General features: G+C 70.8%; 22 protein-coding genes. 5 read left to right on the top strand and 17 right to left on the bottom strand.

Translation table 11 applies throughout. The features are described 5' to 3' along the window. Nucleotides 1-11: 11 nt before the first annotated feature. Nucleotides 12-1,259 carry an ABC transporter substrate-binding protein gene (locus ACW9J6_RS10485; protein ID WP_457116411.1) on the bottom strand — a complete coding sequence of 416 codons (1,248 nt, stop codon included), beginning with the start codon at nt 1,257-1,259 and terminating at the stop codon, nt 12-14. Nucleotides 1,260-1,560: 301 nt separating this feature from the next. Between ACW9J6_RS10485 and ACW9J6_RS10490 the strand changes: the two genes are divergently transcribed. Then, nucleotides 1,561-2,364, top strand: coding sequence for a flagellar hook basal-body protein (locus ACW9J6_RS10490; RefSeq protein ID WP_457116412.1), 804 nt, complete (start codon nt 1,561-1,563; stop codon nt 2,362-2,364). A 55-nt stretch (nt 2,365-2,419) separates the two neighbouring features. Here ACW9J6_RS10490 and ACW9J6_RS10495 read toward each other — a convergent pair whose 3' ends face one another. The 13 genes from ACW9J6_RS10495 to ACW9J6_RS10555 form a co-directional block, all read right to left on the bottom strand. Further along, complete coding sequence (locus ACW9J6_RS10495; RefSeq protein ID WP_457116413.1) at nt 2,420-2,938, bottom strand: 2,4'-dihydroxyacetophenone dioxygenase family protein; 519 nt, start codon at nt 2,936-2,938, stop codon at nt 2,420-2,422. 11 nt (nt 2,939-2,949) lie between these two features. Then, nucleotides 2,950-3,660 carry an SDR family NAD(P)-dependent oxidoreductase gene (locus ACW9J6_RS10500; protein ID WP_457116414.1) on the bottom strand — a complete coding sequence of 237 codons (711 nt, stop codon included), beginning with the start codon at nt 3,658-3,660 and terminating at the stop codon, nt 2,950-2,952. Between the two features lie 86 nt (nt 3,661-3,746). Next, nucleotides 3,747-4,172 (bottom strand): type II 3-dehydroquinate dehydratase, encoded by a 426-nt coding sequence (gene aroQ, locus ACW9J6_RS10505; RefSeq protein ID WP_457116415.1) that lies wholly within the window; start codon nt 4,170-4,172, stop codon nt 3,747-3,749. A gap of 14 nt (nt 4,173-4,186) precedes the next feature. Next, nucleotides 4,187-6,070, bottom strand: a complete 1,884-nt coding sequence (locus ACW9J6_RS10510) for a bifunctional sugar phosphate isomerase/epimerase/4-hydroxyphenylpyruvate dioxygenase family protein (RefSeq protein WP_457116416.1) — start codon at nt 6,068-6,070, stop codon at nt 4,187-4,189. A gap of 93 nt (nt 6,071-6,163) precedes the next feature. Then, nucleotides 6,164-7,567: an MFS transporter gene (locus ACW9J6_RS10515; RefSeq protein ID WP_457116417.1), complete on the bottom strand. Its 1,404-nt coding sequence runs from the start codon at nt 7,565-7,567 to the stop codon at nt 6,164-6,166. A gap of 145 nt (nt 7,568-7,712) precedes the next feature. Then, a complete protein-coding gene (locus ACW9J6_RS10520) occupies nt 7,713-8,570 on the bottom strand; it encodes a shikimate dehydrogenase (protein ID WP_457116418.1) in 858 nt (285 codons plus the stop codon). Between the two features lie 123 nt (nt 8,571-8,693). Beyond that, a complete protein-coding gene (locus ACW9J6_RS10525) occupies nt 8,694-9,605 on the bottom strand; it encodes a LysR family transcriptional regulator (protein WP_457116419.1) in 912 nt (303 codons plus the stop codon). A 39-nt stretch (nt 9,606-9,644) separates the two neighbouring features. Further along, on the bottom strand, nt 9,645-10,778 hold the full coding sequence (solA, locus tag ACW9J6_RS10530; protein ID WP_457116420.1) for an N-methyl-L-tryptophan oxidase: 1,134 nt from the start codon (nt 10,776-10,778) through the stop codon (nt 9,645-9,647). Nucleotides 10,779-10,843: 65 nt separating this feature from the next. Next, entirely contained in the window at nt 10,844-11,845 is a 1,002-nt protein-coding gene (locus ACW9J6_RS10535; RefSeq protein WP_457116421.1) for a DUF4167 domain-containing protein, read from the bottom strand. A 382-nt stretch (nt 11,846-12,227) separates the two neighbouring features. Next, nucleotides 12,228-13,115 (bottom strand): peptide chain release factor N(5)-glutamine methyltransferase, encoded by an 888-nt coding sequence (gene prmC / locus ACW9J6_RS10540; protein WP_457116422.1) that lies wholly within the window; start codon nt 13,113-13,115, stop codon nt 12,228-12,230. Next, nucleotides 13,112-14,191, bottom strand: coding sequence for a peptide chain release factor 1 (gene prfA / locus ACW9J6_RS10545; protein WP_457116423.1), 1,080 nt, complete (start codon nt 14,189-14,191; stop codon nt 13,112-13,114). Before prfA ends, prmC begins: the two co-directional genes overlap by 4 nt. 140 nt (nt 14,192-14,331) lie before the next feature. After that, on the bottom strand, nt 14,332-16,593 hold the full coding sequence (gene ptsP, locus ACW9J6_RS10550; RefSeq protein WP_457116424.1) for a phosphoenolpyruvate--protein phosphotransferase: 2,262 nt from the start codon (nt 16,591-16,593) through the stop codon (nt 14,332-14,334). 172 nt (nt 16,594-16,765) lie between these two features. Continuing rightward, nucleotides 16,766-18,001: an aspartate kinase gene (locus tag ACW9J6_RS10555; protein WP_457116425.1), complete on the bottom strand. Its 1,236-nt coding sequence runs from the start codon at nt 17,999-18,001 to the stop codon at nt 16,766-16,768. Between the two features lie 174 nt (nt 18,002-18,175). Between ACW9J6_RS10555 and ACW9J6_RS10560 the strand changes: the two genes are divergently transcribed. From ACW9J6_RS10560 to ACW9J6_RS10575, 4 genes are all read left to right on the top strand, one after another. Continuing rightward, complete coding sequence (locus tag ACW9J6_RS10560) at nt 18,176-19,525, top strand: glycerophosphodiester phosphodiesterase family protein (RefSeq protein WP_457116426.1); 1,350 nt, start codon at nt 18,176-18,178, stop codon at nt 19,523-19,525. A 606-nt stretch (nt 19,526-20,131) separates the two neighbouring features. After that, on the top strand, nt 20,132-20,881 hold the full coding sequence (gene ubiG / locus ACW9J6_RS10565) for a bifunctional 2-polyprenyl-6-hydroxyphenol methylase/3-demethylubiquinol 3-O-methyltransferase UbiG (RefSeq protein WP_457116427.1): 750 nt from the start codon (nt 20,132-20,134) through the stop codon (nt 20,879-20,881). Nucleotides 20,882-20,903: 22 nt separating this feature from the next. After that, the gene (locus tag ACW9J6_RS10570; RefSeq protein ID WP_457116428.1) at nt 20,904-22,280 is read left to right on the top strand and encodes a TAXI family TRAP transporter solute-binding subunit; all 1,377 of its coding nucleotides are present in this window, start codon (nt 20,904-20,906) and stop codon (nt 22,278-22,280) included. Nucleotides 22,281-22,431: 151 nt separating this feature from the next. Next, nucleotides 22,432-22,704 carry a hypothetical protein gene (locus ACW9J6_RS10575; RefSeq protein WP_457116429.1) on the top strand — a complete coding sequence of 91 codons (273 nt, stop codon included), beginning with the start codon at nt 22,432-22,434 and terminating at the stop codon, nt 22,702-22,704. Nucleotides 22,705-22,711: 7 nt separating this feature from the next. Here ACW9J6_RS10575 and ACW9J6_RS10580 read toward each other — a convergent pair whose 3' ends face one another. From ACW9J6_RS10580 to ACW9J6_RS10590, 3 genes are read right to left on the bottom strand one after another with little or no spacing between them, the layout of a single operon-like run. After that, entirely contained in the window at nt 22,712-23,608 is an 897-nt protein-coding gene (locus tag ACW9J6_RS10580) for an ABC transporter permease (protein WP_457116430.1), read from the bottom strand. Between the two features lies 1 nt (nt 23,609). After that, the gene (locus ACW9J6_RS10585; RefSeq protein WP_457116431.1) at nt 23,610-24,566 is read right to left on the bottom strand and encodes an ABC transporter permease; all 957 of its coding nucleotides are present in this window, start codon (nt 24,564-24,566) and stop codon (nt 23,610-23,612) included. Beyond that, entirely contained in the window at nt 24,563-25,840 is a 1,278-nt protein-coding gene (locus ACW9J6_RS10590; RefSeq protein WP_457116432.1) for an ABC transporter substrate-binding protein, read from the bottom strand. Before ACW9J6_RS10590 ends, ACW9J6_RS10585 begins: the two co-directional genes overlap by 4 nt. Between the last annotated feature and the right edge of the window lie 14 nt (nt 25,841-25,854).

A 25,854-nucleotide genomic window follows, 5' to 3' on the forward strand; every position in this document is an offset into this window, starting at 1 on the left:
CGCGGCGAGCCTCAATCGGAGGGCGTGCCGGCTTTCACGAAGGCCGGGAAGGTGAGCTTCGCATTGCTGACGGAGGCCGGCCAGACCGCGGCCTGGCGGCCGTCCTGCCACTGCATCATCATGCCGGCGATGAGACCCGGCCCGTACTTCACCGAGTGGGTGAATGGGTCGTCGCGGCCGTAGAACTGCACCCGGCCCATCGTACCGACGTAGTCGGTCTTCTCCAGGGCATCGACGAGCTTGTCCGGGTCGGTCGAGCCCGCCCGCTTCACGGCCTCGGCGATGTAGTAGACCTCGTCGTAGGTCGTGTAGCCGGCGTAGCTCGGGTAATTGCCGAACCGGGCCTTGAACGCGTCGGCGAAGGGGGCAGTCTTCGGGGTCACGTCGGTGGCGGGTGCGGCGAACATCTGGAAGAGCACGCCCTCGGCAGCACCGTTCGTCTCCTTCCAGAAGGTGGCGTTGGTGGCCTGCGAGGAGATGCCCAGCATCGGGATCGGCACCTGCTGGCTCTTCCACTGCACGGTGGGCTGGACGCCGACATGCGAGATGCCGGTGATGATGACGTCCGGCTTGGCGCCCTCGATGCGGCTGAAGATCGGGCTGAAGTCGGTCGTGCTCGGCGAGAACCGAATGTGATCGAGCACCTTCAGCCCGACCTGCGGCAGGCATTCCTCGTAGCCGGCATCCAGGGGCTTCGTCCAGGCGGCGTCCTCGCTCATGATGACCGCTGTCTTCATCTTGCGGCCATCGACCAGGATGGTCTTGGCGGCGTCGCAGACCGATTGCGACAGGGCCTTCGAGGTGAGGTAGCCATGAAAGGAGTACTTGTTGCGCTCGTAATCCTTGCGGACGTTGAGCGGGATGTCGTTCGATGCGGCGCCCGGGGTGATGAAGGGCATCTTCAGCCGGGCGGACCAGGGCTGGAGCGCGAGCACGACCTCGCTGATGTAGCTCGCGATGACGACGTGGACCTTGTCGTCGCTGGCGGCGCGCTGGAAGGCACGGACCGCGTCGGCCGCGGAGCTCTTGTCGTCGTAGGTGACGAGCTCGATCCTGCGGCCGTCGATACCGCCCTTGGCGTTGATCTCGTCGGCGGCGAGCTGAGCGGCCTGGGGGATCGAGGCGCCGGCGAGGGCCTGGGCCTCCGCGATGATACCGATGCGGATCGGGTCGGCGGCTTGAGCCGGGGCGGCGAGCAGGGTCGAAGCGAGGAGCGCGCCGAGGAGGCGGCGCGGGGGCGGATTCGGTGTGGGCGTCATGGGAATTCCTCTCCGGCCACTCGTCGTTGGGATGCGGCGGCTGAGGCGAAGAGTACCGCAGGACCCGCCGGTCACAAGCGCAGCCCGGCAGCGGCCTGCCCTCCCGTCTCCATTCGGGATCGGCAACGATCTTCCGGTTGAAAGACCGTCGATAACAGACAAATTCTCGATTTCACCACCATTGTTTCGCGATCATCTCTAGAAAAATCTGCTCGTTAAACGAATTTTAAGCGTGCCGAGTGATCGTTCCGACCCGTCGAGAGGGCGGTGGCCCGCGCAGACAACCTCGGGAGACGGGACGATGGGCCTCTTCGATGCGATGTCCAACTCGGTCACGGGGCTCAACGCCCAGTCCTCCGCCCTGAACACCATCTCCGGGAACATCGCCAACGCCTCCACGCCGGGCTTCAAGGGCGTCGACACGCGCTTCGCCGACCTGCTGACGGAGGCTCCCTCGGGCGGGGCCGCGGGGGGCGTCGCCCCGCGCGCGACGCTGACCACCGCGATCCAGGGCACCATCGCGACCACCGGCGTGCCCACGAACCTCGCCATCACCGGCGATGGCAGCTTCATCGTGAAGCAGAACACCGGCACGACCGCGTCGCCGAGCTTCACGGGCGAGGCGCTCTACACGCGCCGGGGCGACTTCACGGTCGGCGCGAACGGCTACCTCGTGAATGGCGCGGGCGACTACCTCGTCGGCGCCGGCGGGTCGGGCACGGGCGACGCGACGTCGACCCCCCTGATGCTGGCGGGCGCGGACGGGCTGTCCGACCTCTCCGTGTCGAGCGGCGGCACGCTCACCGGCACGTTCGCGGACGGGTCGTCGCGCGTGGTCGGCCGGATCACGCTCGCGCATTTCGCGTCATCGGACGGTCTGCAGGGCCTCGACGGCGGCACCTACGCGGCCACCGATCAATCGGGCCCGCCGACCTACGGCATCGGCACCGCGACGCTGACGAGCGGCGCGGTCGAGCAGTCGGACACCAACCTGTCCGACCAGTTCGCCAAGATGATCGTGACGCAGCAGGCCTACTCGGCGAACACCAAGGTCCTGACCGCGACCAACGAGATGCTGCAGGACGCCATCACGATGTACGTGTGACGGCTGAGGAAGCGTGGTGATCGCTGGGCGGGCGAGGGCACCCGCCCGGTCCCCGTCACCGCACGAATTGCGTCACGAACTCCGCCCCGAGCCCGATCTCGGAATAGTGCCGCCGGCACATCTCGATCTTGGTGAAGACGTCCTCGTAGCCGGTCTGCTTGCCCCAGGGATCGACGTAGATCATCACGCCGGTGATGTGAAACAGCGTGATCATCTCCGGGCAATCTTCCGGCACCACCAGGGTGTGGGTCTCGCCCGGCGGCTCGAAGACGTAGGAACCCGTCTCCGCCACCCAGTCGTGTTCCAGATAGTGCCAGCGACCCCGCAGGACGTGGCCGTGAACCGGCGCGGGATGACGGTGGCGGCTGAGGACGCCGGCGCGGCGGACCCGCAGCAGGTTCACCCAGTAGCCCTGCGAGGCGTTGAGGCAGAGCGGCCGGAACCAGACGTTCTCCGCCTGCGGCACCCACACGCGCTCGTCCTCGGGGATGGCTCGGGGAACCACGATCTCCTCCCCGGCTTCCGGCGGGAAGGGGAGCTGGTAGGGCATGCGGCGCGTGTCGGTGTCGGACATCGGGACCCCCGTCAGTAGATCAGGTAGCCGCCGTCGACCGGGAGGATGACGCCGGTGACGAAGGAGGCCGCGGGCGAGGCGAGGAAGACGGCCGCTCCGGCCACGTCCTCCGGCGTGCCCCAGCGCCCCAGCGGCGTGCGGGCGCGGATGGCCTCCTGGCGGGCGGGATCCTCCTGCAGGGTGCGGGTCAGCGGCGTCTTGATCCAGCCCGGCGCGATGGCGTTGACGCGGATGCCATCCTGCGCCCAGCCCGAGGCGAGGCTCTTCGTGAGCTGCGCGACGCCGCCCTTGCTCGACGAGTAGGCGGGCGCGAGGCCGGCGCCGAAGAAGCTCGTCATCGAGGCGATGTTGACGATGCTGCCGCGGCTCTTGGCGAGGTGCGGCCGGAAGGCCGAGGCCACGCGCATGGTGCCGGTGAGGTTCACAGCCACGACCTGCTCGAACAGGGCGAGGTCGTATTCCGATTCGCGACGGATGATGCCCGCCGCGTTCACCAGGATGTCGAGGGACGCGATCGTCCCGGCCAGCGCATCCACGGCCGCGCCGTCCGTGACGTCGAGCCGGTGGGACGGGTTGCCGGCCGCGTCCGGCGTCTCGCCCCCGGCGATGTCCGCGACGATCACGTCGGCGCCGGCCGTCCGCAGTCCGGCCGCGATCCCGGCGCCGATCCCGCTCATGCCGCCCGTCACCAGGGCGGTGCGGCCCGTCAGGTCGAAATTCATGCTCCCCCCCGTTCCATTCCTTGACACCTCTTATGCCACGCCGCGACCGGGCGTACACCCGGGGAGCACCTCGGGCCGGTGTCGCTTCACTCCGCCAGCAGGGCCTCCAGCGCGAGGTCGTAGGAGAGGGGGCCGAATCCCGCGATCACGCCCTTGGCCACCGGGGCGAGGTAGGAATGGTGCCGGAAATCCTCGCGGGCATGGACGTTCGAGAGGTGGACCTCGATGACCCGGGCCTTGGCACCGGAGATCGCGTCGCGCAGGGCGACCGAGGTGTGGGTGTAGGCGCCGGCGTTCAGGATCACGCCGGCATCCGCCGCACCCGCCTCCTGCACCCAGGTGACGAGGTCGCCCTCGTAATTCGACTGGTGGAAGGTGAGGGTGGCGCGGGCGCCGGCCCGCGCGCGCAGCCGCGCCTCGATGTCGGCGAGGGTGAGCGCGCCGTAGATGCCCGGCTCGCGGGTGCCGAGCAGGTTGAGGTTCGGTCCGTTGAGGACGTGGATCGGACGCATGACGGGCCTCTCGGTCAGCGGGTGGGGAGCGCCGGGTGGGGCGCCAGGCGGGTCTGGGCGGCAAGCCGAATCGGCGCGTTGACGGCGCCGTAGCCCCGGTAGCCCCGCCGCTCCACGATCTCAAAGGCGAAGCCCCCCTCGAGGAGGCTGCGGGTGTAGACCTGGAAGAACTCCGCGTCCCCGTCCCGGTCGTACAGGATGTTCCCCGCCCGCATGCGGGCGATCGTCTCGGCGGAGAGGTCGGTGCGCGTCTCGAGGTCGTCGTAGTAGTTCTCGGGGATCGGGAGCAGCGCGACCCCGGCCTCGCTCAGCCGCGCCACCGTGGCGAAGATGTCGTCGGTGGCGAGCGCCACGTGCTGGACGCCCCCGCCCAGCGCCTCCGACAGGAAGCGCGAGGAGAGCGTGCGCGCACTCTGCGAGGCGTTCAGCACGAGCCGCAGCCGCCCGCCCGGGGCCTCGACGACCTGGCTCTGGACCACGCCCCCGGGATCGACCACGTCCTGCACCGGCTGCTGCGCGAGGTCGAACAGGCCGGTGTAGAACAGGAGCCAGGTCAGCATCTCCTCGTGGCGCATGCTCTGCGCGAGGTGGTCGACCCCGGTGAGGCCCGCGTCTCGCGCGGGCTCCGGATCGAGGGGCGCGAAGTCGATCTCCCAGAGCCGGTCGAGGCCGCTGCGCGCATCCACGAAGTAGAGGAGGCTGCCGCCGACGCCCCGGATCGCCGGGATGTCGAGTTCGCCCGGCCCGACCGCCTGTCGATAGGGCTGGTCGAGGAGCGCGACCGCCCGGTCCACGGCGGCGCCCGCGTCGTCGACCTTGAGGGCGACCGCGCAGACCGAGGCGCCGTGCGTGACCTGGAAGGAATGGGCGAAGCCCTCCTTCTCCGTGTTGATCACGAGGTTGATCCCGCCCTGGCTCCAGCGCGTCACCGCCTTGGAGCGGTGCCGCGCGGTCCGGGCGAAGCCGAGGCCGGCGAGCACCGCCTCGAAGGCTTCCGCCTCCTCGTCGTCCATGGCGAACTCGACGAATTCCACGCCGGCGCAGGCGGCCCGGGGCGGCAGGGCCGGCAGATGGGCCGCGCCGGATCGGTTGCGCAGATCGTCGAGCAGGATCAGCAGGGAGCGGTGCCCGTCGAGGGCGACGCTGCGGGCCGAACCCGCCCGGAACCGGTCGCTGAAGATCTCCAGGGACATCAGGCCGTCGAAGCCGGTCGCCCCGAGCGCGTCCACGAAGGCCGCCACCGGCAACTCGCCCTGTCCCGGGAAGCAGCGGTAGTGCCGACTCCACGACAGGTAATCCATCGCGAGGCGCGGCGCATCGGCCATCTGGACGAGGACGATCTTCTCCTTCGGCACGGAGCGGATCGCCCCGAGATCGGTGCCGCGGGCGAGCACGTGGAAGCTGTCGAGGACGAAGCCGACCGCCGGGTGGTCGGCCCGCCGCACGATCTCCCAGGCGTCGCGGTAATCGTTGACGTGGCGGCCCCAGGCCAGCGCCTCGTAGCCGACCCGCAGGCCGCGCCGGGCCGCCCGCTCGCCGAGTTCGCGGAAATCCGCCGCCGCCCGGTCGAGCCCGCCGAGGCTGTCGGGCGAGACGTTGGAGCAGACCATGAGCAGGTCGCAGCCGAGGTCCTGCATGGTGTCGAACTTGCGCTCGGCCCGGGCGAAGACCTTCGCCCGCTGCGGCTCGGGCATGCCCTCGAAGTCTCGGAACGGCTGGTAGACGGCGACCGCGAGGCCGAGATCGGCCGCCATGCGGCGCACGTCCCGGGGCGTGCCATTGAAGGAGAGGAGGTCGTTCTCGAAGATCTCCACCTCGCGGAAGCCCGCCGCGGCGATGGCCTCCAGCTTCTCGCCGAGCGTCCCGCTCAGGCAGACGGTCGCGATCGCCAGCTTCATGCTCCGGTCTCCTCGGCGGGGTGATGGTGGTGCTAACGCCGGCGCCCCCTCGCGGCAAACCCTCCCCCGCGGCGGGGGAGGGTTCGGGTGGCGTCAGGCCCCGGCGAGCTGGCGGCCCGACAGCACCTGCTCGCGCAACCGGTCGTAATCCTGCTTCGGCAGCGGCTCGGCGCCCGGCCGGCCGAGATCCTTCATCGGGATGCGGTAGGTCTCGCGGGCGCTCAGCGCCGCCAGGGCGGCGATGACGGTGATCGCGAGGGTCAGCGCGCCGATGGTGAGCGGGATATTCGTGGCGCCGGGAGGCGCCACCGCCGTGAACAGGGCCGGCAGCATCGCGGTGATCGCCGTGCCGACGTTCTGCGAGATCGCCATCGCCGAGACGCGGGTCCGGGTCGAGAACAGCTCCGGGTAGAAGCTCGGATAGACCGCATTGTAGCCCTGGTAGACCACGCCCCACATCACCAGCGACATCACGACCGCGAGCGGCACGTTGTGGATGCTGATCGCGTAGAGGTAGCCGAAGGACAGGAGGCCGGAGCCCACCGCGCCCACCACGATCGGCAGCCGGCGGCCGATCCGGTCCGACAGGTTGCCGACATACGGGATCACGATCACCGCCACGATGTTCCCGAGCACCGGGATCCAGAGGTAGACGTCCTTCTCGAACCCGATTCCGTAGGCGGCCTGCACCGCGTAGGCGGCGCCGAAGATCGTGGCGACGACCGGGATCACGTTCATCAGCGCCATGCAGACGACCCGCAGCATGTCCGCCCAGCTGGTGCGGAACGCCTCCGTCACCGGCGAGTGCGGCACGCCGCCCTGCGCGCCCTCCTCGGCGAAGGCCGGGGTCTCCTCGACCTCGCGGCGGATGATGAAGCCCGCGATGATGACGACGAAGCTCAGCACGAACGGGATCCGCCAGCCCCAGCTGTTGAAGGCGTCGGCCGGCATGTAGTGGGCGAGGGGGAGGAAGACGGCCGCGGCCAGGATCTGGCCGGCCTGGACGCCCTGCAGCGTGAAGCTGGCGTAGAAGCCGCGCCGTCCGAACGGGGCGTGCTCCACGATCATCGAGCTCGCGCCCGAGATCTCGCCCGCCACCGCGAAGCCCTGGATCAGCCGCAGGATCACGAGGAGCACCGGTGCCAGGATGCCGACCTGCTGGTAGGTCGGGAGCAGGCCGACCGCGATGGTCGAGAGGCCCATCAGGAACATGCACAGGATCAGCACGTTCTTGCGGCCGTGGGTATCGCCCCAGTGGCCGAGCACGAAGGCGCCGATCGGCCGGCTCACGTAGCCGACGCCGTAGGTCGCCAGCGACGCCACGATCGCCACCGTCGGGTTGCCGGCCGGGAAGAAGATCTGCGGGAAGATCAGCGACGCCGCCGTGGCGTAGATGAAGAAGTCGTAGTATTCGAGGGCCGACCCGATCCAGCCGCTCGCCGCGGCCTTCCTGGATTGATGCGCCTTGTGCGGCGCGTGGTCGAGCGTCGTGTCCATGGCTGTTTCCTCCGGTGTGGGGATCGGTCGGTTCTTGTTGGTCTTGGTGGGCGGGAGCGTCGCCGGGGCTGCAGGCCCGGGTTCTCCCGCCGAGGGGACGCGGGGCGCGTCCCGGGGCTCCGTCGCCGGACCCGGCCGTCCGGCCTCAGGCCGCGCGGGCGGCGATGATGGCGTCGAATGCGGTCTCCATGGCCGCCTGCGGTGCCTGGAGGCCCGTGAACAGCCGGAACGCGTCGAGGGCCTGGTGGAGCGCGAGCGCCCGCCCGGTCATGGTCGGGGCGCCGACCGCCTTCGCGGCGGTCAGGAGCGGGGTCCAGAGCGGGGAGTAGACGGCGTCGGCGACCCAGAGCGAGGGACGCAGCAGAGCGGCGGGGACCGGCGTGTCGCGGTTGGGCAGCATGCCGATCGGGGTGCCGTTCACGACTCCCTGGGCGCCGTCGAGCGCGTCCTCGACGCGCTCGCAGACGCGGATCTCCACCTTCTCCGACAGGGCGGCGGCGAGAGCCCGGGCCTTGGCCGCGTCGGTGTCCACGAGGCGGATCGCCATGCCGGGGAACTCGCTGAGCGCCACCGCGATCGCCTTGCCGACCCCTCCCGCACCGATCAGGGCCACGGGACCGGTAGAGTCCGGTCCGAAGGTCTGAACCATGGCGCTGTGGAAGCCGCTCGCGTCCGTGTTGTGACCGATGAGGCGCCCGTCCCGCACCACGACGGTGTTCACGGCCCCGACCGCGCGAGCGCCGGGGGAGAGGTCGTCGAGAAGCGGGACGACCGCTTCCTTGTACGGGAAAGTGACGTTGACCCCGGAGAAGCCGAGGTGGCGCACGCCGTCGAGGAGCGTACGCAGCAGCCCCGTATCCGCCCCCGCGATCTCGATGAGCTGGTAATGGGCCCGCATCCCGAGGGCCTCGGCGGCCGCCTCGTGCATGGCCGGGGACGCCGAATGCTTGATCGGCGCGCCGATCAGGCCGAGCAAAACACGCTTCTGCTGCGCTTGTGCCATCGCCGGTCTCGCCTCTTCAGGCCTGATTTGCGCTCGGCCGGACCGAGCCTCCCTAGAGGCATGGATAGCGCAGTCGCGGCGCCTATCACAAATACCAAATCGAGCGAAGATCGTAACATGATGTTACGGTCGCGGGGTGGACACGGCCGCCTCCCGGGTCATCTCCTCGCGCAGCATGCGCACGAAGCTCGACGCGAACAGGCTCGGCGTCGCGCCTGCCTTCGCGGCGATCCAGGTGCGGAAGCTGGGCGCCTCGGCGATGCGCAGCACCCGGATCCCCGGGAAGGCCCCCTGCGCGATGGTGAACTGGTCGATCACGGCGACGCCGAGCCCAGCCCGGACGAGGGCGCAGACCGTGGTGCCGAAGCGCGCCCGGATCGTCGTCTCGTAGGAGAGGTGCCGCTCGCGGAAGATGTCGGCCATGATCCGGCCGTAGGGATCGTTCGGGTCGATGCCGATCAGCGGGTAGCGGACGATCTCCTCCGCGGCGATCGTCTCGCGGGCGGCGAGCGGATGCGCCTCGGGCACGATGCAGAGCAGGTTGCCGGTGGCGAGGGGCTCGAAGGTGAGGCCGGGATGGTCGAGGCGGTAGCTCATCGCCACGACCTCGCCCTTGCCCAGCAGCAGGTAGTCGATCGCCTCTTCGAGCTTCAGGATGTTGATGTCGATGAGCAGCTGCGGGTGCTTGGCGCGCAGCCGCTCGATGGCCCGGGGCACCATGACGTGGCAGATCGACGGCACGGAGCCGATCCGCAATTCCTGGCCGCTGCCGCTCTGGGCGTGATCCACGACGTAGCGGAGATCCTCGACCTTGTCGAAGACGGCGTTGATCTGCTCGAACACCGCCCGCGCCTGCTGCGACGGGACGAGGCGTCCGCCCTGCCGGTCGAACAGGCGGATGCCGATCGCGTTCTCGGTGTACTTCATCAGCCGGCTGATGCCGGGCGCCGAGACGTTGAGGAGGCGGGCCGCCCCCGCGATGCTGCCGGTGATCATCACCGCCCGGGCGACCTCGATCTGGCGCAGCGTCAGCATCGGCGGCCCCTGGATGGTCGAGGATGCGCCGCCCGGGACCTAACCGAGCCGGCCGAGGCGGAACAGATCGATGTCGAAGGGCGTCGCGCCGGCTGTCGCCAGGTCGGCCAGGATCTCGCCGACGACGCTGCAGAACTTGTAGCCGTGGCCGGAGCAGGGCGAGGCGACGATGACCTGCGGCAGGTCGGGAACCGCGTCGATCACGAAGTGCTCGTCGGGCGTGTTGGTGAACAGGCAGGCGCGCAGCGCCATGGTCGGCCCGTCGGCCCCGGGGAAGTAGCGGCGCACGGCCTCGCGCAGCACCGCCTCGTCGCGCGGATGCACGTCGCGGTCGATGGTCTCGGCCGGGCCCGTCTCGTTGAAGTGGTGGTAGCGCCCGATCTTGAAGCCGGGCTGCCCCCAGGCGGGGAAGCCGTAGAAGTGCCCCTCGTCGAAGAGCGCGTTGAAGACCGGGAACCGGTCGAGGGCGAAGGCGGCGGGCTCGGCCGGCTGGAACCAGCCCAGCACCTGCCGCTCGGGCACGGCGCGGCCGGCCAGGGCCGGGACCAGGTCCTGCATCCAGGCGCCGGCCGAGAGGATCAGCCGTCCCGCCTCGTAGGTGCCGCGCTCGGTCCGCACCCGGACGCCGCCGGAGGCGGTGGGCTCCCAGGCGAGGGCGCGCTCGCGGGCGCGGATCTCGGCCCCCTCGCCCTGCGCGAGCGCGACGTGGGCGACGATCGCGCGCTCCGAGGCAACGAAGCCGCCCTCCGGCTGCAGGAGCGCGAGGTGACCCTCCGGCAGACGGTAGCCGGGGCAGCGGGCATTCAGCTCGGCGGCGCTGAGGAGGTCGTGCGGCAGCCCGTGCACGCGGCAGGCGTCGAGGGCGCCCGCGACGACGCGGCTCCCCTCCGGCCCCGCATCGACGGAGCCGGTGATGAAGAGGAGCTGCTCCCCGAAACGGGTCTGCGCCTCGCGCCAATTGGCGTAGGCGCGCCGCAGGAGCGGCACGTAGGCGGGATCCTCGAAATAGGCGAGGCGGATGATCCGGTTGACGCCGTGCGAGGAGCCCATCGCGTGCGGGATGTCGAACCGTTCGAGCCCGAGCACGCGCTGCCCGCGGCGGGCGAGATGCCAGCAGGCGGCCGATCCCATGCCGCCGATTCCGAGCACGATGACGTCGTAGGTCTGCGACACCGATCTGGTCCTGTCCCGTGATACGGCCGACGACCCTCCCCGCAGAGGGGGAGGGTGGGGGGCGCTCACTCCGAGGGCGCGTCCGAGGCGGCCTTCGGGAACAAGTCGCTGCCGCCCTCGGTGCCTTCCGGCGCCGCGCCCTCGTAGCGGGTGCGGCGGCGGCGGCGCTGCCGGGCCGGGGCCTCCGCGTCGACCGGCGGGGAGCCGGCGATCGCGGGTTCCTCGATCGGCTCGGGCGTGGCGGGCGCGGGAGCGGGCGGGCGCACCGGGTTCATCAGGAAGGCGGGGAGCCCCGTCTCCTCGGCGGCCGGCAGGTCCTGGCGCGGCTCCTCGCGGCGCGGCCGCTCCCGGCGGAACTCGCTGCGGGCACCCTCGGCCCGGCCGTTCTCCCGGTAGCCGTCCTGACGGGATTCACCCCGGAACTCCTGGCGGGGCTCTGCCTGCCGCTCCGGCCGGTCCTGACGCTCCGGGCGATCCTGACGCTCCGGGCGATCCTGCCGCTCGGGCCGGTCCTGACGCTCGGGTCGGTCCTGACGCTCTTGGCGCTCGGGACGGTCCTGCCGGTCCATGCGCTGCGGCCGCTCGCGATTCTGGAAGCGGTCGCGACGGTCCTGTTGCCGGTCCTGCTGGCGGTCGAAGCGGCCGGAACGGTCGTCCCGGGCCTCGTAGGGCTGCGGCTGCTGGGCCGGGTCGACGTAGTCGTCGGGCTGGCCGTAGCCGTTCGGCGCGTAGCCGTGGCCGCCGCGCTCGGCGCCGGGGCCGTAGCCGTTCGCCTGCATCCCCTCGTCGTCGCCCTCGTCGTCCTCGTCGAAGGGCTGACGGAAGCCGCCGAATTGCTGCCGATACTGCTCGTTCGCCGCCGCGATGATCCGCACGTAGTGCTCGCCGTGCTGGAAGTAGTTCTCAGCCATCACCGGGTCGCCGCTGGCCTGGGCGTCCCGCGCGAGCTGCGCGTACTTCTCGGCGATGTGCTGGGCCGTTCCGCGGATCTTAACGTCGGGACCGTTCGATTCGTAGGCCCGGGTGAGTGGATTCGGGCCCTTGTTGTTGCGGTTGCGGCCGCGCATACGCCGGTTCTGGTTTGGTCTCATCGGTCTCGACTGACCCTCGTTCGACTTGAAACTCATGGGGACACCACGGGACGGACAGCGCGTCTGCGGCAGTCCGGCAGACCGTCAGGCCCGTCCGCGGTCCCGCGACGATGTCCGTCGTTCACTGCACGGCCGCGGGCTCACGCGAAATCGGGTCGCCCAGCACGTGTCAGTACGGACCACCGAACCGGACCGCTTCATGCCCCTTGGTCTGTCCGGTGGGGAAGATCGTCCAAGTTCCGTGCCTGGAGAAACGTGCCTCACTTAGCCAGGCTTGTCTTACCGGACCGTTCACGATCTGCGTCGCGACCCTAGCGGGTTCGGCCGGCCGAGCCAAGCGAAATTGCGCGCAACGGCATCAGGAACTTGAGGAATCTGCCGCAGAAGCCAGGACCACCGCCCGGGGATGGCCCGCGAGGTCGCGCCGGACCTCGATCACCCGCAGCGTGGCGGCCTCGGCGACGTGACGCAGCGCCTCCTCCTGGTCGTACCCGATCTCCACGATCAGTCGTCCTTCCGGTCCCAGCAACGTCCCGGCCTGCCCGAGAATCGACCTGTAGGCGTCAAGTCCATCGGTGCCGCCATCGAGGGCGAGGCGCGGGTCGTGAAGACGGACCTCGTCGGCGAGACCCTCGATGATTCTGGTGGCGATATAGGGCGGATTCGCGACGACCACGTCGAAGCGGCCGGTCAGGGACGCCGCCCAATCGCCCTGCAGCCACAACGCGCGGGCGCCGACGCCGTTCTGGTGCGCATTGTCGCGGGCGGTGAGAAGGGCCTCGCGGGACCGATCGAGCCCGACGCCGCGGGCGAGCGGCCACTCGCTGAGGAGGGCCACCAGGAGGCAGCCGGTGCCGGTGCCGAGGTCGAGGAGCCGGAGGCGGGCGTTCCGGGGATGGCCCAGCGCGAGCGCCGCCTCCACGACGGTCTCGGTGTCCGGGCGCGGCACCAGCGTCGCCGGGGAGAGCCGGAAGGGCAGGCCCCAGAACTCCCAGGACCCGAGGATCCGCGCGACGGGCTCGCCCGCGGCCCGTCGCGCCAGCGCGGCGGACAGCGCCCCGGCCTCGGCCTCGTCGAGGGGCGTCGTTCCGGCGAGGACGAGGTCGACGGTTCGAAGCCCGAGCCGGTCGAGCAGCAGCAGCCGGGCGTCGAGGGCGGCGGTCTCGATGCCGTTCTCCGCCAGGAAGGCCGCCGCCCGTCCCTGCGCGTCCGCGCGCGCGAGCCCCGCCGCGATCGGCGCGCTCACCCGAGCCCCTCCGCGGCGAGGAGCGCCGCCTGGTGCTCGGTCACGAGGGCGTCGACGAGTTCGTCGAGGGCGGTGCCGGCCAGGACCTCCTCCAGCTTGTAGAGGGTGAGGTTGATGCGGTGGTCGGTGACCCGCGCCTGCGGGAAGTTGTAGGTGCGGATCCGCTCGGAGCGATCGCCGCTGCCGACCTGGGCCCGCCGGTCGGCGGCCCGGGCGGCGTCCTTCTGGCTGCGCTCCTGCTCGTAGAGCCGCGCGCGCAGCACCGCCATGGCGCGGGCGCGGTTCTTGTGCTGGGACCGCTCCTCCTGGACGAAGACCACGATGCCGCTCGGCACGTGGGTGATGCGGATGGCCGATTCCGTCTTGTTGACGTGCTGGCCTCCCGCGCCCTGCGCCCGCATGGTGTCGATCTTCAGGTCCGCCTCGTTGACGTGGATGTCGACCTCCTCGGCCTCGGGCAGCACCGCAACGGTGGCCGCCGAGGTGTGGATGCGCCCCTGCGTCTCGGTCTCGGGTACGCGCTGGACCCGGTGGGCGCCGCTCTCGAATTTCAGCCGGGCGAAGACGCCGCGGCCCTTCACCTCGGCCACCACCTCGCGGTAGCCGCCCATGGTCCCGGGGCTCTCCGAGATGGTCTCGATCCGCCACCCCTTCAGGTCGGCGTAGCGCGCGTACATGCGGAAGAGGTCGCCCGCGAACAGCGCCGCCTCGTCGCCGCCGGTGCCGGCGCGGATCTCGAGGATCGCGCTCTTCTCGTCGGCGGAATCCTTGGGCAGGAGCAGGATCTGCAGCGCCTTGGCGGCGGCCTCGCGGGCCGCCTCGGCCTCCGGCTTCTCCTCGGCGGCAAGCGCCCGCATCTCGGGGTCGCCCTCCTGCAGCATGGCCTCGACGCCGCGCAGCTCGGCTTCCGCCGACCGGTAGGCGCGGATCGCCGCCACCACGTCGTCGAGGTCGGAGAGTTCGCGGGAGAGCTGGACGAAGCTCTCGGAATCGGCCTCGCCGGCGCTGAGGGTCGCGGTGACGATGTCGTGCCGCGCCAGAATGGCGTCGAGCTTTTCGGATGGGATCGCGATCATCGGAACGGTTATATGGGCTCGGGCCTGGCCGGATTCAGCCCGCGGCGGCCGTGCGCGCCGCCGGCCGGGAGGGTGGCGTATAGCAGGTCTGCGCCGGCTGGCGAGACGCCGAAGAGTGCAACCCCCGCCTCGGCGCAGGCTCAGACGGGGATGCCGCGGGCCTCCGCGAAGGCAGCGAGCGCCGGCCGCAGGGAGGTCCCGTCGCCGGTGCGCGCGAGTTCGTCCTTGACGAAAGCCGCGACCTCCGCGGCGTCGAGCGCGAGCACCATCGCCTTCACGGGGCCGATCGCGGCGGGCGACATCGACAGGGCACGGTAGCCGAGCCCGATCAGCGCCATCGCCTCGAGCGGCCGCCCGCCGATCTCGCCGCAGACCGTGACCGGCGTGCCGGCCACAGCGGCCCGCTCCGTGATCAGCCCGAAGGCGCGCAGAGCCGCCGCGGAGAGCGGATCGAAGCGGTTGGCGACCTGGCGGTTCTCGCGGTCGACCGCGAACAGGAACTGCATCAGGTCGTTGGAGCCCACCGAGAGGAAATCCGCGGCTTCCGCGATCTCGTCCATCTGGAACAGCAGCGAGGGCACCTCGACCATGACGCCGAGCCGGCACTCCTCGGGCAGGGGATGGCCGTGACGGGCGAGGTGGGCCTTCTCGCGCTCGACGATGGCCTTGGCGCGGACGAACTCGTCCACCGTCGCCACCATCGGGAACATGATCTTGAGCGGGCGCCCGCCCGCCGCCTTGAGGAGGGCGCGCAACTGCATCCGCAGCAGGACCGGCCGGTCGAGGCCGATGCGGATCGCCCGCCAGCCGAGCGCCGGGTTCTCCTCCTCGGGCGCCTTCATGTAGGGCAGGATCTTGTCGCCGCCGATGTCGAGGGTGCGGATGGTGACCGGAAGGTCGCCCGCCGCGGCGTAGACCGCCTCGTAGAGGCTCTGCTGCTCGGCCGCCGAGGGCATGCGCTCGGCCACCATGAACTGCAGCTCCGTGCGGAAGAGGCCGACGCCCTCGGCGCCGGTCTCGTGCAGGTGCGACATGTCGACGAGCAGCCCGGCATTGAGCTGGAGCGCGATCGCCACCCCGTCGCGGGTCACCGAGGGCAATTCGCGCAGCGCCCGGTACTGCTCCTGGCGCCGCGCGCGCAGGCGGGCTTTCTCGGCGTAGGCCGCCTCGACCTCGGGGCCGGGACGGATCTGCACCTCGCCCGCGCCACCGTCCACGATGATCGCGTCGCCGGATTCGACGAGCGCGGTCGCGTTCGCGACCTCGCCGACCGCCGGGATGCCGAGCGCCCGGGCGACGATCGCGATGTGGCTGGTCGGGCCTCCCTCCTCCAGCACGACGCCGCGCAGGCGCGCCCGGTCGTAGTCGAGGAGGGCGGCCGGGCCCATCGAGCGGGCGACCAGGATGGCGTTCTCGGGCATCGCCTCGCTGCCGATGATCTGCGTGCCCACGAGCTGCCGCAGCAGCCGGTTGGCGAGATCGTCGAGGTCGTGCAGGCGCTCGCGCAGGTAGGGGTCGCTCTGGCGGAGCATGCGGGCGCGGTTGTCCGACTGCACGCGCTCCACCGCCGCCTCGGCGGTGAGGCCAGAGAGCACCGCCTCGCGCATCCGCCGCAGCCAGCCCTGGTCGTGGGCGAACATGCGCACGGTCTCGAGCACCTCGCGGTGCTCGCCCGCGCCCGCCACGTCGCCGCGCTCGACGAGGTCGTCGATCGCCGAGCGCACCTCGGCGATGGCGCTGTCGAGGCGCGCCACCTCCCGCTCGACATTCTCGGCGATGAGGTTGCGCACCACGATGCGCGGCTCGTGCAGCACCACGTGGCCGAGCCCGACCCCGTCCGCCAGCGCCACGCCGGCCTGCGCCAGCGGCCGGCGCGAGGCGTTCACGGTGCCGGGGGAGAGGGCCTGCAGCTCGCCCGAGGCGATCATCTCCGCCAGCACCATCGCGGTGGTCTGGAGCGCCTCGATCTCCTCCTCGGAATAGACCCGGTAGGTGCGGTTCTGGACGACCAGAACGCCCATCGTGTTGCCGGCCCGCAGGAGCGGCACGCCCAGGAAGGCGTGGTAGATCTCCTCGCCGGTCTCGGGCCGGTAGGAGAAGGCCGGATGGGACTGCGCGTCGGAGAGCGAGAGCGGTTCGGCCGTGGCGGCGATCAGGCCGACGAGGCCCTCGCCCGCCCGCATCGTCGTGAGGTGCACGGCCTCGCGGTTGAGTCCCTCGGTGGCGAAGAGCTCCAGCATGCCGTCGTCCCGCAGGACGTAGACCGAGCAGACCTCCGCGACCATGTTGGCCGCGATGATGACGACGATGCGGTCGAGGCGCGCCTGGGCGCTGACCGGCTCCGCCATGGCTTCACGGAGGCGGCGCAGAAGCAGGCGCGGGCCTCCAGGCGCAGCGGGCATCGTCTCGACTTCCACCCCTTGAGCGAGCCTGGCCCGGTTCCGAGCAACCGGAGGATGAAGGTGCGCGCGGCGCGACCGGACCGGCCCTGTCATGGCCGTATAGCGACTCCCGCGCCCGGCGGGCAAGCGCCCCGTCCCGCGGCGCGGGCGGAGCGCTCGAAAGTCGGAACCCTCAGGCCTGGTCGAGCCCGTAGAGCGCGTGCAGCGTGCGCACCGCGAGCTCCGTGTAGGCGGCGTCGATCAGGACCGAGAACTTGATCTCCGAGGTGGTGATCGCCCGGATGTTGATGCCCTTGTCGGCGAGCGCCCGGAACGCCTTGGCGGCGACGCCGGCATGGCTGCGCATCCCGATCCCGATCGCCGAGACCTTGACCACGTCGGTGGCGCCCTCCAGGCGCTCGAACTCGATCTTGTCCGATTGCGCGTCGAGGATCGCGCGGGCCCGTTCGTAATCGGCCGCCGGCACCGTGAAGGTCATGTCGGTGGTCGCGCCGTCGCCGGACACGACCTGGATGATCATGTCGACGTTGATGTTGGCGTCCGCGAGCGGGCCGAAGATGGCGGCCGCGATGCCAGGCTTGTCCTTGACCCGGCGGAGCGTGATCTGGGCCTCGTCCTTCGAGAAGGCGATGCCCGTGATGATCTGCTGTTCCACGATATCGTCCTCGTCGCAGATGAGGGTGCCGGGGCGGGCGTCGTCGGGGTCGTCGAAGGAGGAGCGCACGGTGGTCGGCACCCGGTGCACCATGGCGAGCTCGACGGAGCGCACCTGCAGCACCTTGGCCCCGAGGGAGGCCATCTCCAGCATCTCCTCGAAGGCGACGCGCTCGAGCCGCCGGGCCTTCGACACGACCCGCGGATCGGTGGTGTAGACGCCGTCGACGTCGGTGTAGATGTCGCACCGCTCCGCCCCGATCGCCGCCGCGATCGCCACCGCGCTGGTGTCCGAGCCGCCGCGGCCCAGCGTGGTGAGGCGCCCCGTCTCCGGGTGGATGCCCTGGAAGCCGGCGATCACCGCCACCTCGCCGCGCTTGAATCCTGCGTCGAGCCGCGCCCCGTCGATCCTGGCGATGCGGGCCGAGCCGTGCTGGTCGGAGGTCTCGATCGGGATCTGCCAGCCCTGCCAGGACCGGGCCTTGATGCCCATCTCGGCGAGTACGATGGCGAGCAGGCCCGACGTGACCTGCTCGCCCGAGGCGACGACGGCGTCGTACTCGGACTGGGCGTAGAGGGGCGAGGCCTCCTTGCACCACGCCACCAGCTCGTTGGTCTTGCCGGCCATCGCCGAGACCACGACCGCCACCTCGTAGCCCGCCCGCACCTCGCGGGAGACGTGGCGGGCGACGTTGCGGATGCGGTCGACCGTGGCGACGGACGTGCCGCCGAACTTCATCACCAGGCGGGGCATGGCACCGAGGATCTTAGCCGGGGCGGCGGCCGTACGGGCCGCCGCGGAATGGGCGGCCGGTAAACGCGAGGGGAAGGCGTGTCAATGTCGCGCCGCCGCGGGGGCGTTCCCGCCGGGTCACGCGGGCGTCACCCGCACCGCCTAGATCGACTCGGCTCACACAGGAGATCCGCGATGTCCCTGCGCTCCGTCCGGCGGTCGATCGGCCGCGCCGGCCTCGTCCTCTCCCTGGCCGCCACCGCCGCTGCCGCGGCGGACCAGCCGACCCTCGACGGCAAGCCGCCCCTGGTGATCGGCCATCGCGGGCTGCCGGGCCTCGTGCCGGAGGAGACCGCGCCCGCCTACGAACTCGCCGCGCATCTGGGCACCGACGCCTTCGAGGAGGACCTGCACCTCACCAAGGACTGCGTCCTCGTCGCCCGGCACAATCCCTGGCTCAGCGACAACACCAACGTGGCGGAGGTCGCGCGCACGAACCCGGAGGTGGCCCGCCGCCGCCGCACCGTGCCGGGCCGGACGGTGAAGGTGGCCTGGCCGCAGACGCCGGATTCCGGCCCCTCCGAGTATCTCACCGACCTCACCGATCCGGCGGATCCGAAATCGGTCCTGCGCACGCTCGTCGTCGACGGCGAGGACCACACGGGCGATTGGTCGATCACCGACTTCACCCTCGCCGAGCTGAAGGCGTGGCTCGGGGGAACCACCTACGACGCCGCGTCCGAGCGCCCGAAGAGCCTCAACGGCCGTTTCCCGGTCCTGAGCTTCCAGGAGATCATCGACCTCGCCAAGGCGGAGAGCGCGAGGACCGGCCGGCCCATCGCGGTCTATCCCGAGACCAAGAACCCGACCTGGAACAACGCGCAGGCCCGCGCCAACGGCTGCCCCGGCGAGAGGCCCCTCGAGGACGCGCTCCTGAAGATCGTCGAGGCGAACGGGCTCAACGCCAAGACGGCGCCCATCTTCGTGCAGAGCTTCGAGCCGGGGAGCCTGAAGTACCTCGTCGCGCACGGGCTGAAGACCCGGATCGTGCAGCTCATCGACGCGCCGAGCGTCGACCTCAAGACCGGCGCCGTGCGCTACGACGAGATCACCGAGAGCCGGCCCTTCGACTGGACGGTGGCGGGCGACCCGCGCTGGTACAGCGCGATGCTCACGCCGCAGGGGCTCGCCGAGATCAAGACCTACGCGGACGGGATCGGCCCCTGGAAGCCGATGGTGCTGCCGCTCAAGATCGCCCCGTGGCCCGAGCACAACCCCGACGGCACGCCGTTCAAGGGCGCGACCCCGCAGGCGCGGGCCCAGGCGCCGACGAACCTGATCGGCGACGCGCACAAGGCCGGGCTGTTCGTGCACGTCTTCACCTTCCGAGACGAGCCGAAATACCTGGCGGCGGATTTCGCGGGCGACCCGCGGGCGGAGTACCTCGCCTTCTTCCGGCTCGGGGTCGACGGCGTGTTCACGGATTTCAGCCACACGGCGGCGGCGGCGCGGGAGGCGTATCTGCGGGAGTTGGTGGGCCGCTGACGGAACGGCGCGAGGCGGAGCCTCGATGATGGCTGTGCTCCTCCCTCCCAATTACAACCTGGCTCGCGGAGCGGTGGAGACGGCTTGGGCTCACATCAGACTCCCCCTTTTCCGGACGACTGAAGCGCCAGCGGAAGGAGATCCGGAAACCAGCACAGGAATCGCCGCGCAGCGGCTCCGGCTTCCGGAACCGTCGCTGACGATCGGACGCTTCGCGGAGTCTTGCTCTGGTTTCCGGGTCGCATTCCGCTGTCGCTGCATGCGACCGGAAAAGGGGAATGCCCATCGCCACGCCGGTGTGTCCTGGTTTCATCTGCCAGGGTCCGCCGCGCCGGTGGGACATCATTCTAAGGTGAGTCCGGAGGGAGCCTCGAAGGAGGCTTGAACGCGGTCGCCAACGCGCCCTTCTTTTCGGTCAGGGGTGCCTGCGCTCGGCCGGAGGCTGCTGCACAGCACCTCGGCAGGAGCGTGTTGCGCCCTCAAGCGCCGACCGGCTGACGCACCGGCGACATGGCCGTTCGCACGTCATCGTGCGTGCGCGGGAGGGTTCATGCAGGACGCGCGATGCGCTACCTGCGGGCGGGCACAGCCTGGAGTGAGTGGCGCATGAGCGCACCGACCGGACCCTCGATCGACCGCGACGAGGTCGACCGCTTCGAGCGGATCGCCGCCACCTGGTGGGACGAGGCGGGCCCGATGCGGGTGCTGCACCGGTTCAACCCGGTCCGGCTCGCCTATATCCGCGACGCCGTCTGCCGGCATCTCGGCCGCGACCCGCGGGCGTCGGCGCCCCTGGCGGGACTCACCCTCGTGGATATCGGCTGCGGCGGCGGCGTGCTGTCAGAGCCCCTGGCCCGGCTGGGCGCCACCGTCACCGGCCTCGATCCGGCTCCGACCAACGTTCGGGTGGCGCAGGCCCATGCGGACGCGGCCGGCATTCCGGTCGTTTACCGGGCCCAGACGATCGAGGCCGCAGTGGAGGCGGGCGAGCGATTCGACGTCGTCCTCGCCATGGAGGTGGTGGAGCACGTCGCAGACCGGCCCGCCTTCGTGCGGACGGCCTGCGCGGCGGTAAGGCCCGGCGGGCTCCTCTTCGCCGCCACCATCAACCGCACGATGCGCTCCTTCGCGCTGGCGATCGTCGGCGCGGAATACGTGCTCGGCTGGCTGCCGAAGGGGACTCACGACTGGGAGAAATTCGTCACGCCGGACGAACTGACACGGGACGTCGAGGAGGGCGGGCTCACGGTGTCCGATGTCACCGGCGTCGTCTTCAACCCTCTAACCGGACGCTGGGGCGCGGCGCGCGACACGGCGGTGAACTACATGATCACGGCGGAGCGCCCCGCAACCTGAGCGCGCGAGGGGGGAGGGGTCCATGGGCCGCAGGCGACGCCGGGGCTACGAATTCCTCTTCCTCGCCGTCACGATCGTCCTGGTGGCGGCGGGCGCCCTCGCCCTCTTCCTCACCCGGGCGACGACCCTGACGGTTGCGGTCGCGCCGAGCGGGGGCACGGAGCCGGTTCTGCTGCGCGCCTACGCGGAGGCGCTCAAGCATCAGCGCACGGGCGTGCACCTCAAGATCCTGGCCTTCGACGGGGTCAAGGAGAGCGCGCAGGCGCTCCAGGACGGACGGGCCGACCTCGCGGTGGTCCGGCCCGACATCCTGATGCCCGGCAACGGTCTCACGCTGGCGATCCTGCGCGAGCAGGCCCTGCTGGTCGCGGTGCCCGAGCCCTCGCCGGTCAAGGCGATCACCGATCTCGGTCGCCGCCGGCTCGGCATCCTGGCGGCGCGCATCTCGGACGGGGCGCTGATCCGCGCCGTGCTGGAGCAGGCCGGGCTCGTTCCCGGCGAGGCCGCGCCGGCCGTGGCGGACGCCGCGCGCGCCGTCACGCTGGTGCCGATCGAGGAATCCGAGATCGCGGCGGCGATCGCGGGCAAGCGCATCGACGCGCTGGTGCTCCTCACCACGCCGACGACGCCGGCGGCCTCCCGCATCCTCGGCCTTGTGCGGGGCGCCGCGCGCAACCGCAAGATGAGGCTGCTGGGCGTCGAGGACGGGGACGGCTTCACCCTGCGCCATCCGCAGTACCAGACCGTGACCGTGGCCGAGGGGCTGTTCGGCGGCCAGCCGAAGCTGCCCGAGGACGACCTCGCCACCGTCGGCACGTCCTACCGCCTGGTGGCGCGCGAGAGCCTGTCGCGCCCGCTCGCCGCCGAGGTGACGCAGCACCTGTTCGAGTTGCGCAGCCGCCTCGCCGAGACGACGCCCGCCGCGAACGCCGTTGCCGCGCCGAGCTACGACTCGACGGCGGCGGCGACCAGCGCCCGGCTGCCGATCCACCTGGGCGCCATCGACTATTTCGAGCGCGAGCAGCAGAGCGTCATCGAGCGCTACGAGACCTGGATCTACCTCGTCGCGTTCCTGGGCGGCGGCCTCGGCTCCACCTTCGCGTGGCTGCGGCAGCGCTGGAGGCGGCTGCGCCGCGAGCGCGTCGAGGTCGCGACGCGCCGCCTGCTGCACATCCGCACCGCGGCCCGTCGGACGACGGAGCGCGACGCCCTCGACGCGATGGCCGCGGAGATCGACGACCTCGCGGGCAACATCGCCCGCTACGCCCTCAACCGGCCCACCGAGGCGCTGACCATGATGGCGGCCACCATCGCCATCGACGCCGCCCGCTCCACGGTCCGCCGCGCGCGGGCCGGAGAGGCGGCGACCCCAAATTCGCGCCTGCGCGCGGCGGAGTGAGACGGGAGCCGGATCGCGAAGCGAACGACCGGACGGTGGTGGAGCGGGCCGTCAGCGCGCCCGTCGCGGCACTTTCGGCAAGCTCAGCCGTTGAGGGGGTGAGCCGCCGCCGGGGCAACCGGGGCGGCGGTGTCCCCACGGAGTCTCGACCATGAAGCGTTCTCTCCTCCTCGCCGTGCTGCTCCTGGGCACGGTCGCGGGCGCCGCGCAGGCGCAGGGCATCCCGGGCGGCATCCGGCGCGGCGCCGCGGAGGGCGACCGCATCGCCGGCCCGGTGGGCGGGATCGTCGGCGGGGCGGTCGGGGGCGCCGTGGGCGGCGTCAACGGCGCCCTCGGCATCGATCCGGGCCGCCGCGCCTACCGGACCGGGTATCGCGGCCGTCACCGCTATTACCGCCACCGGCGCTACCGGCACGGGTACTGAGGGCCGCTCAGGCGCCGGGCAGGACGGTCCGCCGGGCCCGGCGCCGCTGCAGCCAGGTGAAGGTCGTGAAGGCGAGCGCGATCACCAGCAGCGACACGCCCGTGGTGACCGTGCCGAGGGCGTAGATCTCCGGCGTGGTCACCGTGGTGGTGAGCCCCTGGAGTTCGAGCGGCAGCGTGTTGCGGCCGCCGATCGCCTGGCTCGTCCGCGCCAACTCGTCCCAGGACAGGGTGAAGCCGAACAGGGCCACGCCGACGAGCGAGGGCAGCAGGATCGGGATCACCACGTGCCGGAGCGTGCGCGGCCCGTCCGCGCCGAGATCCCGGGCCGCCTCCTCGTAGGCCGGGTTGAAGCGGTTGAAGACCGCGAACATGATCAGGAGCCCGAAGGGCAGGGTCCAGGTGAGGTGGGCGCCGAGCGCCGAGGTGAAGAGCCCCATGGCGGTGCCGTGCTCCTGCAGGAACCCCCAGCCGGTGGAGGCGGCGAGGCGTTTGATGCCCTCGTCGAGGAGCCGGAACTCCAGGCCGATCCCGAGCGAGACCACGATCGAGGGCACGATCAGGCTCGCCACCGCCGCGTAGAACAGCAGGCCCTGCCCGCGGAACCCCTTGCGGAAGGCGAGCCCGGCGAAGAACGCCAGCGTGACGGTCAGCGCCATCACCACGAGACCGAGCGCGAAGGAGCGCCGGAAGGCCGCCCAGATGTCGATCACGCCGACCCCCGCCCAGAGCCGCGCGAACCAGTGGGTCGAGACACCGTTCAGCGGGAAGGTCAGGCCGCCCTGCGGGCCCTGGAAGCTCAGCACCAGGATCGTCAGCGTCGGCCCGTAGAGGAACAGCACGAACAGCGCGAAGAAGGCGGCGAGGACGTAGAAGGCGAGGGGGCGGGGGCCGTCCCGGACCATGTCAGAGCTCCCGCCGCAGGTCGATCAGGCGCGTGAGGCCGGCGATCGCCACGATCACGGCCGCGAGCAGCACCACGGCGTTGGCGGCAGCGGCCGGGAACTGGAGGTAGGACATCTGTACCTGGATGACCTTGCCGACCGAGGCGATCTGCTGGCCGCCCATGACGCCGACGGTGACGAAATCGCCCATCACCAGGGTGAGCACGAAGATCGACCCGATGGCGATGCCCGGCTTGCACAGCGGCAGGATCACCGTCCAGAGGGTCTGCCAGCCGCTCGCCCCCGCGTCCCGGGCCGCCTCAAGGAGGGCGCGGTCGATGCGCATCATCGAGTTGAAGATCGGCACGATCATGAACACCGTGTCGAGGTGCACGAAGGCGAGCACCACGGCGAAGTCCGAGTAGAGCAGGCCCTCCAGCGGCTGGCGCGTCAGGCCGAGGCCCATGAGCGCGTCGTTGACGAGCCCGTTGCGGCCGAGCAGCGGGATCCAGGCGATCATCCGGATCACGTTCGAGGTCCAGAACGGGATCGTGCAGAGCAGGAACAGCACGGTCTGCATCGTGCTCGTGCGCACGTGGAAGGCCACGAAGTAGGCGACCGTGAAGCCGATCGTCAGCGTGAAGCCCCAGGCCAGCAGGCAAAACTTCAGCGTCGACAGGTAGGTGCGCAAAGTGGTGCAGAGGTCGCCGCCCGAGAAGCAGCCGTCGAACACGTCCGCGTAGTTCTGGAGCGTGAAGGACGGGATGATCTCGTACTCGTTGTACTCCCAGAAGCTGACGATCAGCGTGAGCGCCAGGGGCACCACGAAGAACACCAGGAAGACGAGCGCCAGCGGCGCCGCCTGCAGGGTGGCGAGGCGGCGGCGCCGCCGCTCCTCCGCCGCGAGCCCGGGCGCGGCGGCGCGGGGCGCCGCCGGGACCTCGGGCAGGGCCGCCGCCCGCCCGATCGCCTCGCTCATGCGGCGATGAACTCGTTCCACTTGCGCACCATGTAGGTGTTCTCGTCCATGACCGAGTTCCAGCAGGCGACGGCACCCATCCGTTGCGCGAAGGAGCCGCCGTCGCGCACGGCGCCGGCCTTCTCCATCACGGTGCCGTCCGGGGCCTTGATGTCCTTCTCGGCGGGCTTGCCCTCCATCCAGTAGGCCCACTCGTAGGGCTCCATCTGCGCCTTGGCGGTCTCCAGCACCGCCGAGTAGTAGCCCTGGCGGTTGAGGTAGGCGCCGGCCCAGCCGGAGAGGAACCAGTTGATGAAATCATAGGCAGCGTCGAGCTTTTTGCCCGACAGGGTCTTGGGCAGGCCGAAGCCCGAGGCCCAGGCCCGGTAGCCTTCCTTCAGGGGCTGGTAGGTGCAGGCCACGCCCTGGGAGCGCACCTTGGTGACGGCGGGCGACCACATCGACTGAATCACCGTCTCGCCGGAGGCCATGAGGTTCACGGATTCGTTGAAATCCTGCCAGAAGGCCCGGAACTGGCCCGCGCGCTTGGCCTCGATCAGCACCTTCATGGTGCGGTCGATCTCCGCCTTCGTCATGTTGCCCTTGTCGGGATACTTGTACTCGCCCATGGCCTCGATCACCATGGCGGCATCCATGATGCCGATCGACGGGATGTTGAGGATCGAGGCCTTGCCCTTGAACTCGGGGTTCAGGAGCTCCTTCCAGCTGGTGATCGGCCGCTTGATCAGGTCGGGCCGGATGCCGAGCGTGTCGGCGTTGTAGGTGGTCGGGATCAGCGTGATCCACTCCGTCGGCGAGGTCGCGAACTTCGTGGAGGTCTGGCCTTCCAGGTAGAACACCTTCTTGGGCGCGGTGCCCTGGTCGCCGATCGTCTTGCCGTCGACCTCGCCCTTCGTGAAGACCGGTGTGATCTTGTCCGCGTACTTGATCTTGCGGGCGTCCATCCCGACCAGGTTGCCGGAGGGCATCAGCTTCTTGAGGCTGAAATACTCCGAATCGACGATGTCGAAGGAGTTCGGCTGGGTGACGACCCGCTTCGCCACCTCGTCGGTGACGACCGGGACGTACTCGATCGTGATCCCGAGATCCTCCTTCACCTTGCGGGCGATGTCGGCGCTCTGGTTCACGGCGGTGCCGAGATAGCGCAGCGTCACCGGCTCGGCCGCGATGATGGCCGGGAACCCGGTGATGGCGCCCGATCCGGCGGCGGCGCCGGCCGCCCCCGCGAGCAGCCCGCGCCGCGTGATCCCCGATTGAGTCTGCCTGTCGGTCATCGTGTCTCCCCGTG

The organism is Methylobacterium sp. JK268 (genome assembly GCF_054052225.1).

Coding starts and splice junctions, on each gene's coding strand:
- ACW9J6_RS10485 (WP_457116411.1), bottom strand. CDS start 1,259: ATGACGCCCACACCGAATCCGCCCCCGCGCCGCCTCCTCGGCGCGCTC.
- ACW9J6_RS10490 (WP_457116412.1), top strand. CDS start 1,561: ATGGGCCTCTTCGATGCGATGTCCAACTCGGTCACGGGGCTCAACGCC.
- ACW9J6_RS10495 (WP_457116413.1), bottom strand. CDS start 2,938: ATGTCCGACACCGACACGCGCCGCATGCCCTACCAGCTCCCCTTCCCG.
- ACW9J6_RS10500 (WP_457116414.1), bottom strand. CDS start 3,660: ATGAATTTCGACCTGACGGGCCGCACCGCCCTGGTGACGGGCGGCATG.
- aroQ (WP_457116415.1), bottom strand. CDS start 4,172: ATGCGTCCGATCCACGTCCTCAACGGACCGAACCTCAACCTGCTCGGC.
- ACW9J6_RS10510 (WP_457116416.1), bottom strand. CDS start 6,070: ATGAAGCTGGCGATCGCGACCGTCTGCCTGAGCGGGACGCTCGGCGAG.
- ACW9J6_RS10515 (WP_457116417.1), bottom strand. CDS start 7,567: ATGGACACGACGCTCGACCACGCGCCGCACAAGGCGCATCAATCCAGG.
- ACW9J6_RS10520 (WP_457116418.1), bottom strand. CDS start 8,570: ATGGCACAAGCGCAGCAGAAGCGTGTTTTGCTCGGCCTGATCGGCGCG.
- ACW9J6_RS10525 (WP_457116419.1), bottom strand. CDS start 9,605: ATGCTGACGCTGCGCCAGATCGAGGTCGCCCGGGCGGTGATGATCACC.
- ACW9J6_RS10535 (WP_457116421.1), bottom strand. CDS start 11,845: ATGCGCGGCCGCAACCGCAACAACAAGGGCCCGAATCCACTCACCCGG.
- prfA (WP_457116423.1), bottom strand. CDS start 14,191: ATGATCGCGATCCCATCCGAAAAGCTCGACGCCATTCTGGCGCGGCAC.
- ptsP (WP_457116424.1), bottom strand. CDS start 16,593: ATGCCCGCTGCGCCTGGAGGCCCGCGCCTGCTTCTGCGCCGCCTCCGT.
- ACW9J6_RS10555 (WP_457116425.1), bottom strand. CDS start 18,001: ATGCCCCGCCTGGTGATGAAGTTCGGCGGCACGTCCGTCGCCACGGTC.
- ACW9J6_RS10560 (WP_457116426.1), top strand. CDS start 18,176: ATGTCCCTGCGCTCCGTCCGGCGGTCGATCGGCCGCGCCGGCCTCGTC.
- ubiG (WP_457116427.1), top strand. CDS start 20,132: ATGAGCGCACCGACCGGACCCTCGATCGACCGCGACGAGGTCGACCGC.
- ACW9J6_RS10570 (WP_457116428.1), top strand. CDS start 20,904: ATGGGCCGCAGGCGACGCCGGGGCTACGAATTCCTCTTCCTCGCCGTC.
- ACW9J6_RS10575 (WP_457116429.1), top strand. CDS start 22,432: ATGAAGCGTTCTCTCCTCCTCGCCGTGCTGCTCCTGGGCACGGTCGCG.
- ACW9J6_RS10580 (WP_457116430.1), bottom strand. CDS start 23,608: ATGGTCCGGGACGGCCCCCGCCCCCTCGCCTTCTACGTCCTCGCCGCC.
- ACW9J6_RS10585 (WP_457116431.1), bottom strand. CDS start 24,566: ATGAGCGAGGCGATCGGGCGGGCGGCGGCCCTGCCCGAGGTCCCGGCG.
- ACW9J6_RS10590 (WP_457116432.1), bottom strand. CDS start 25,840: ATGACCGACAGGCAGACTCAATCGGGGATCACGCGGCGCGGGCTGCTC.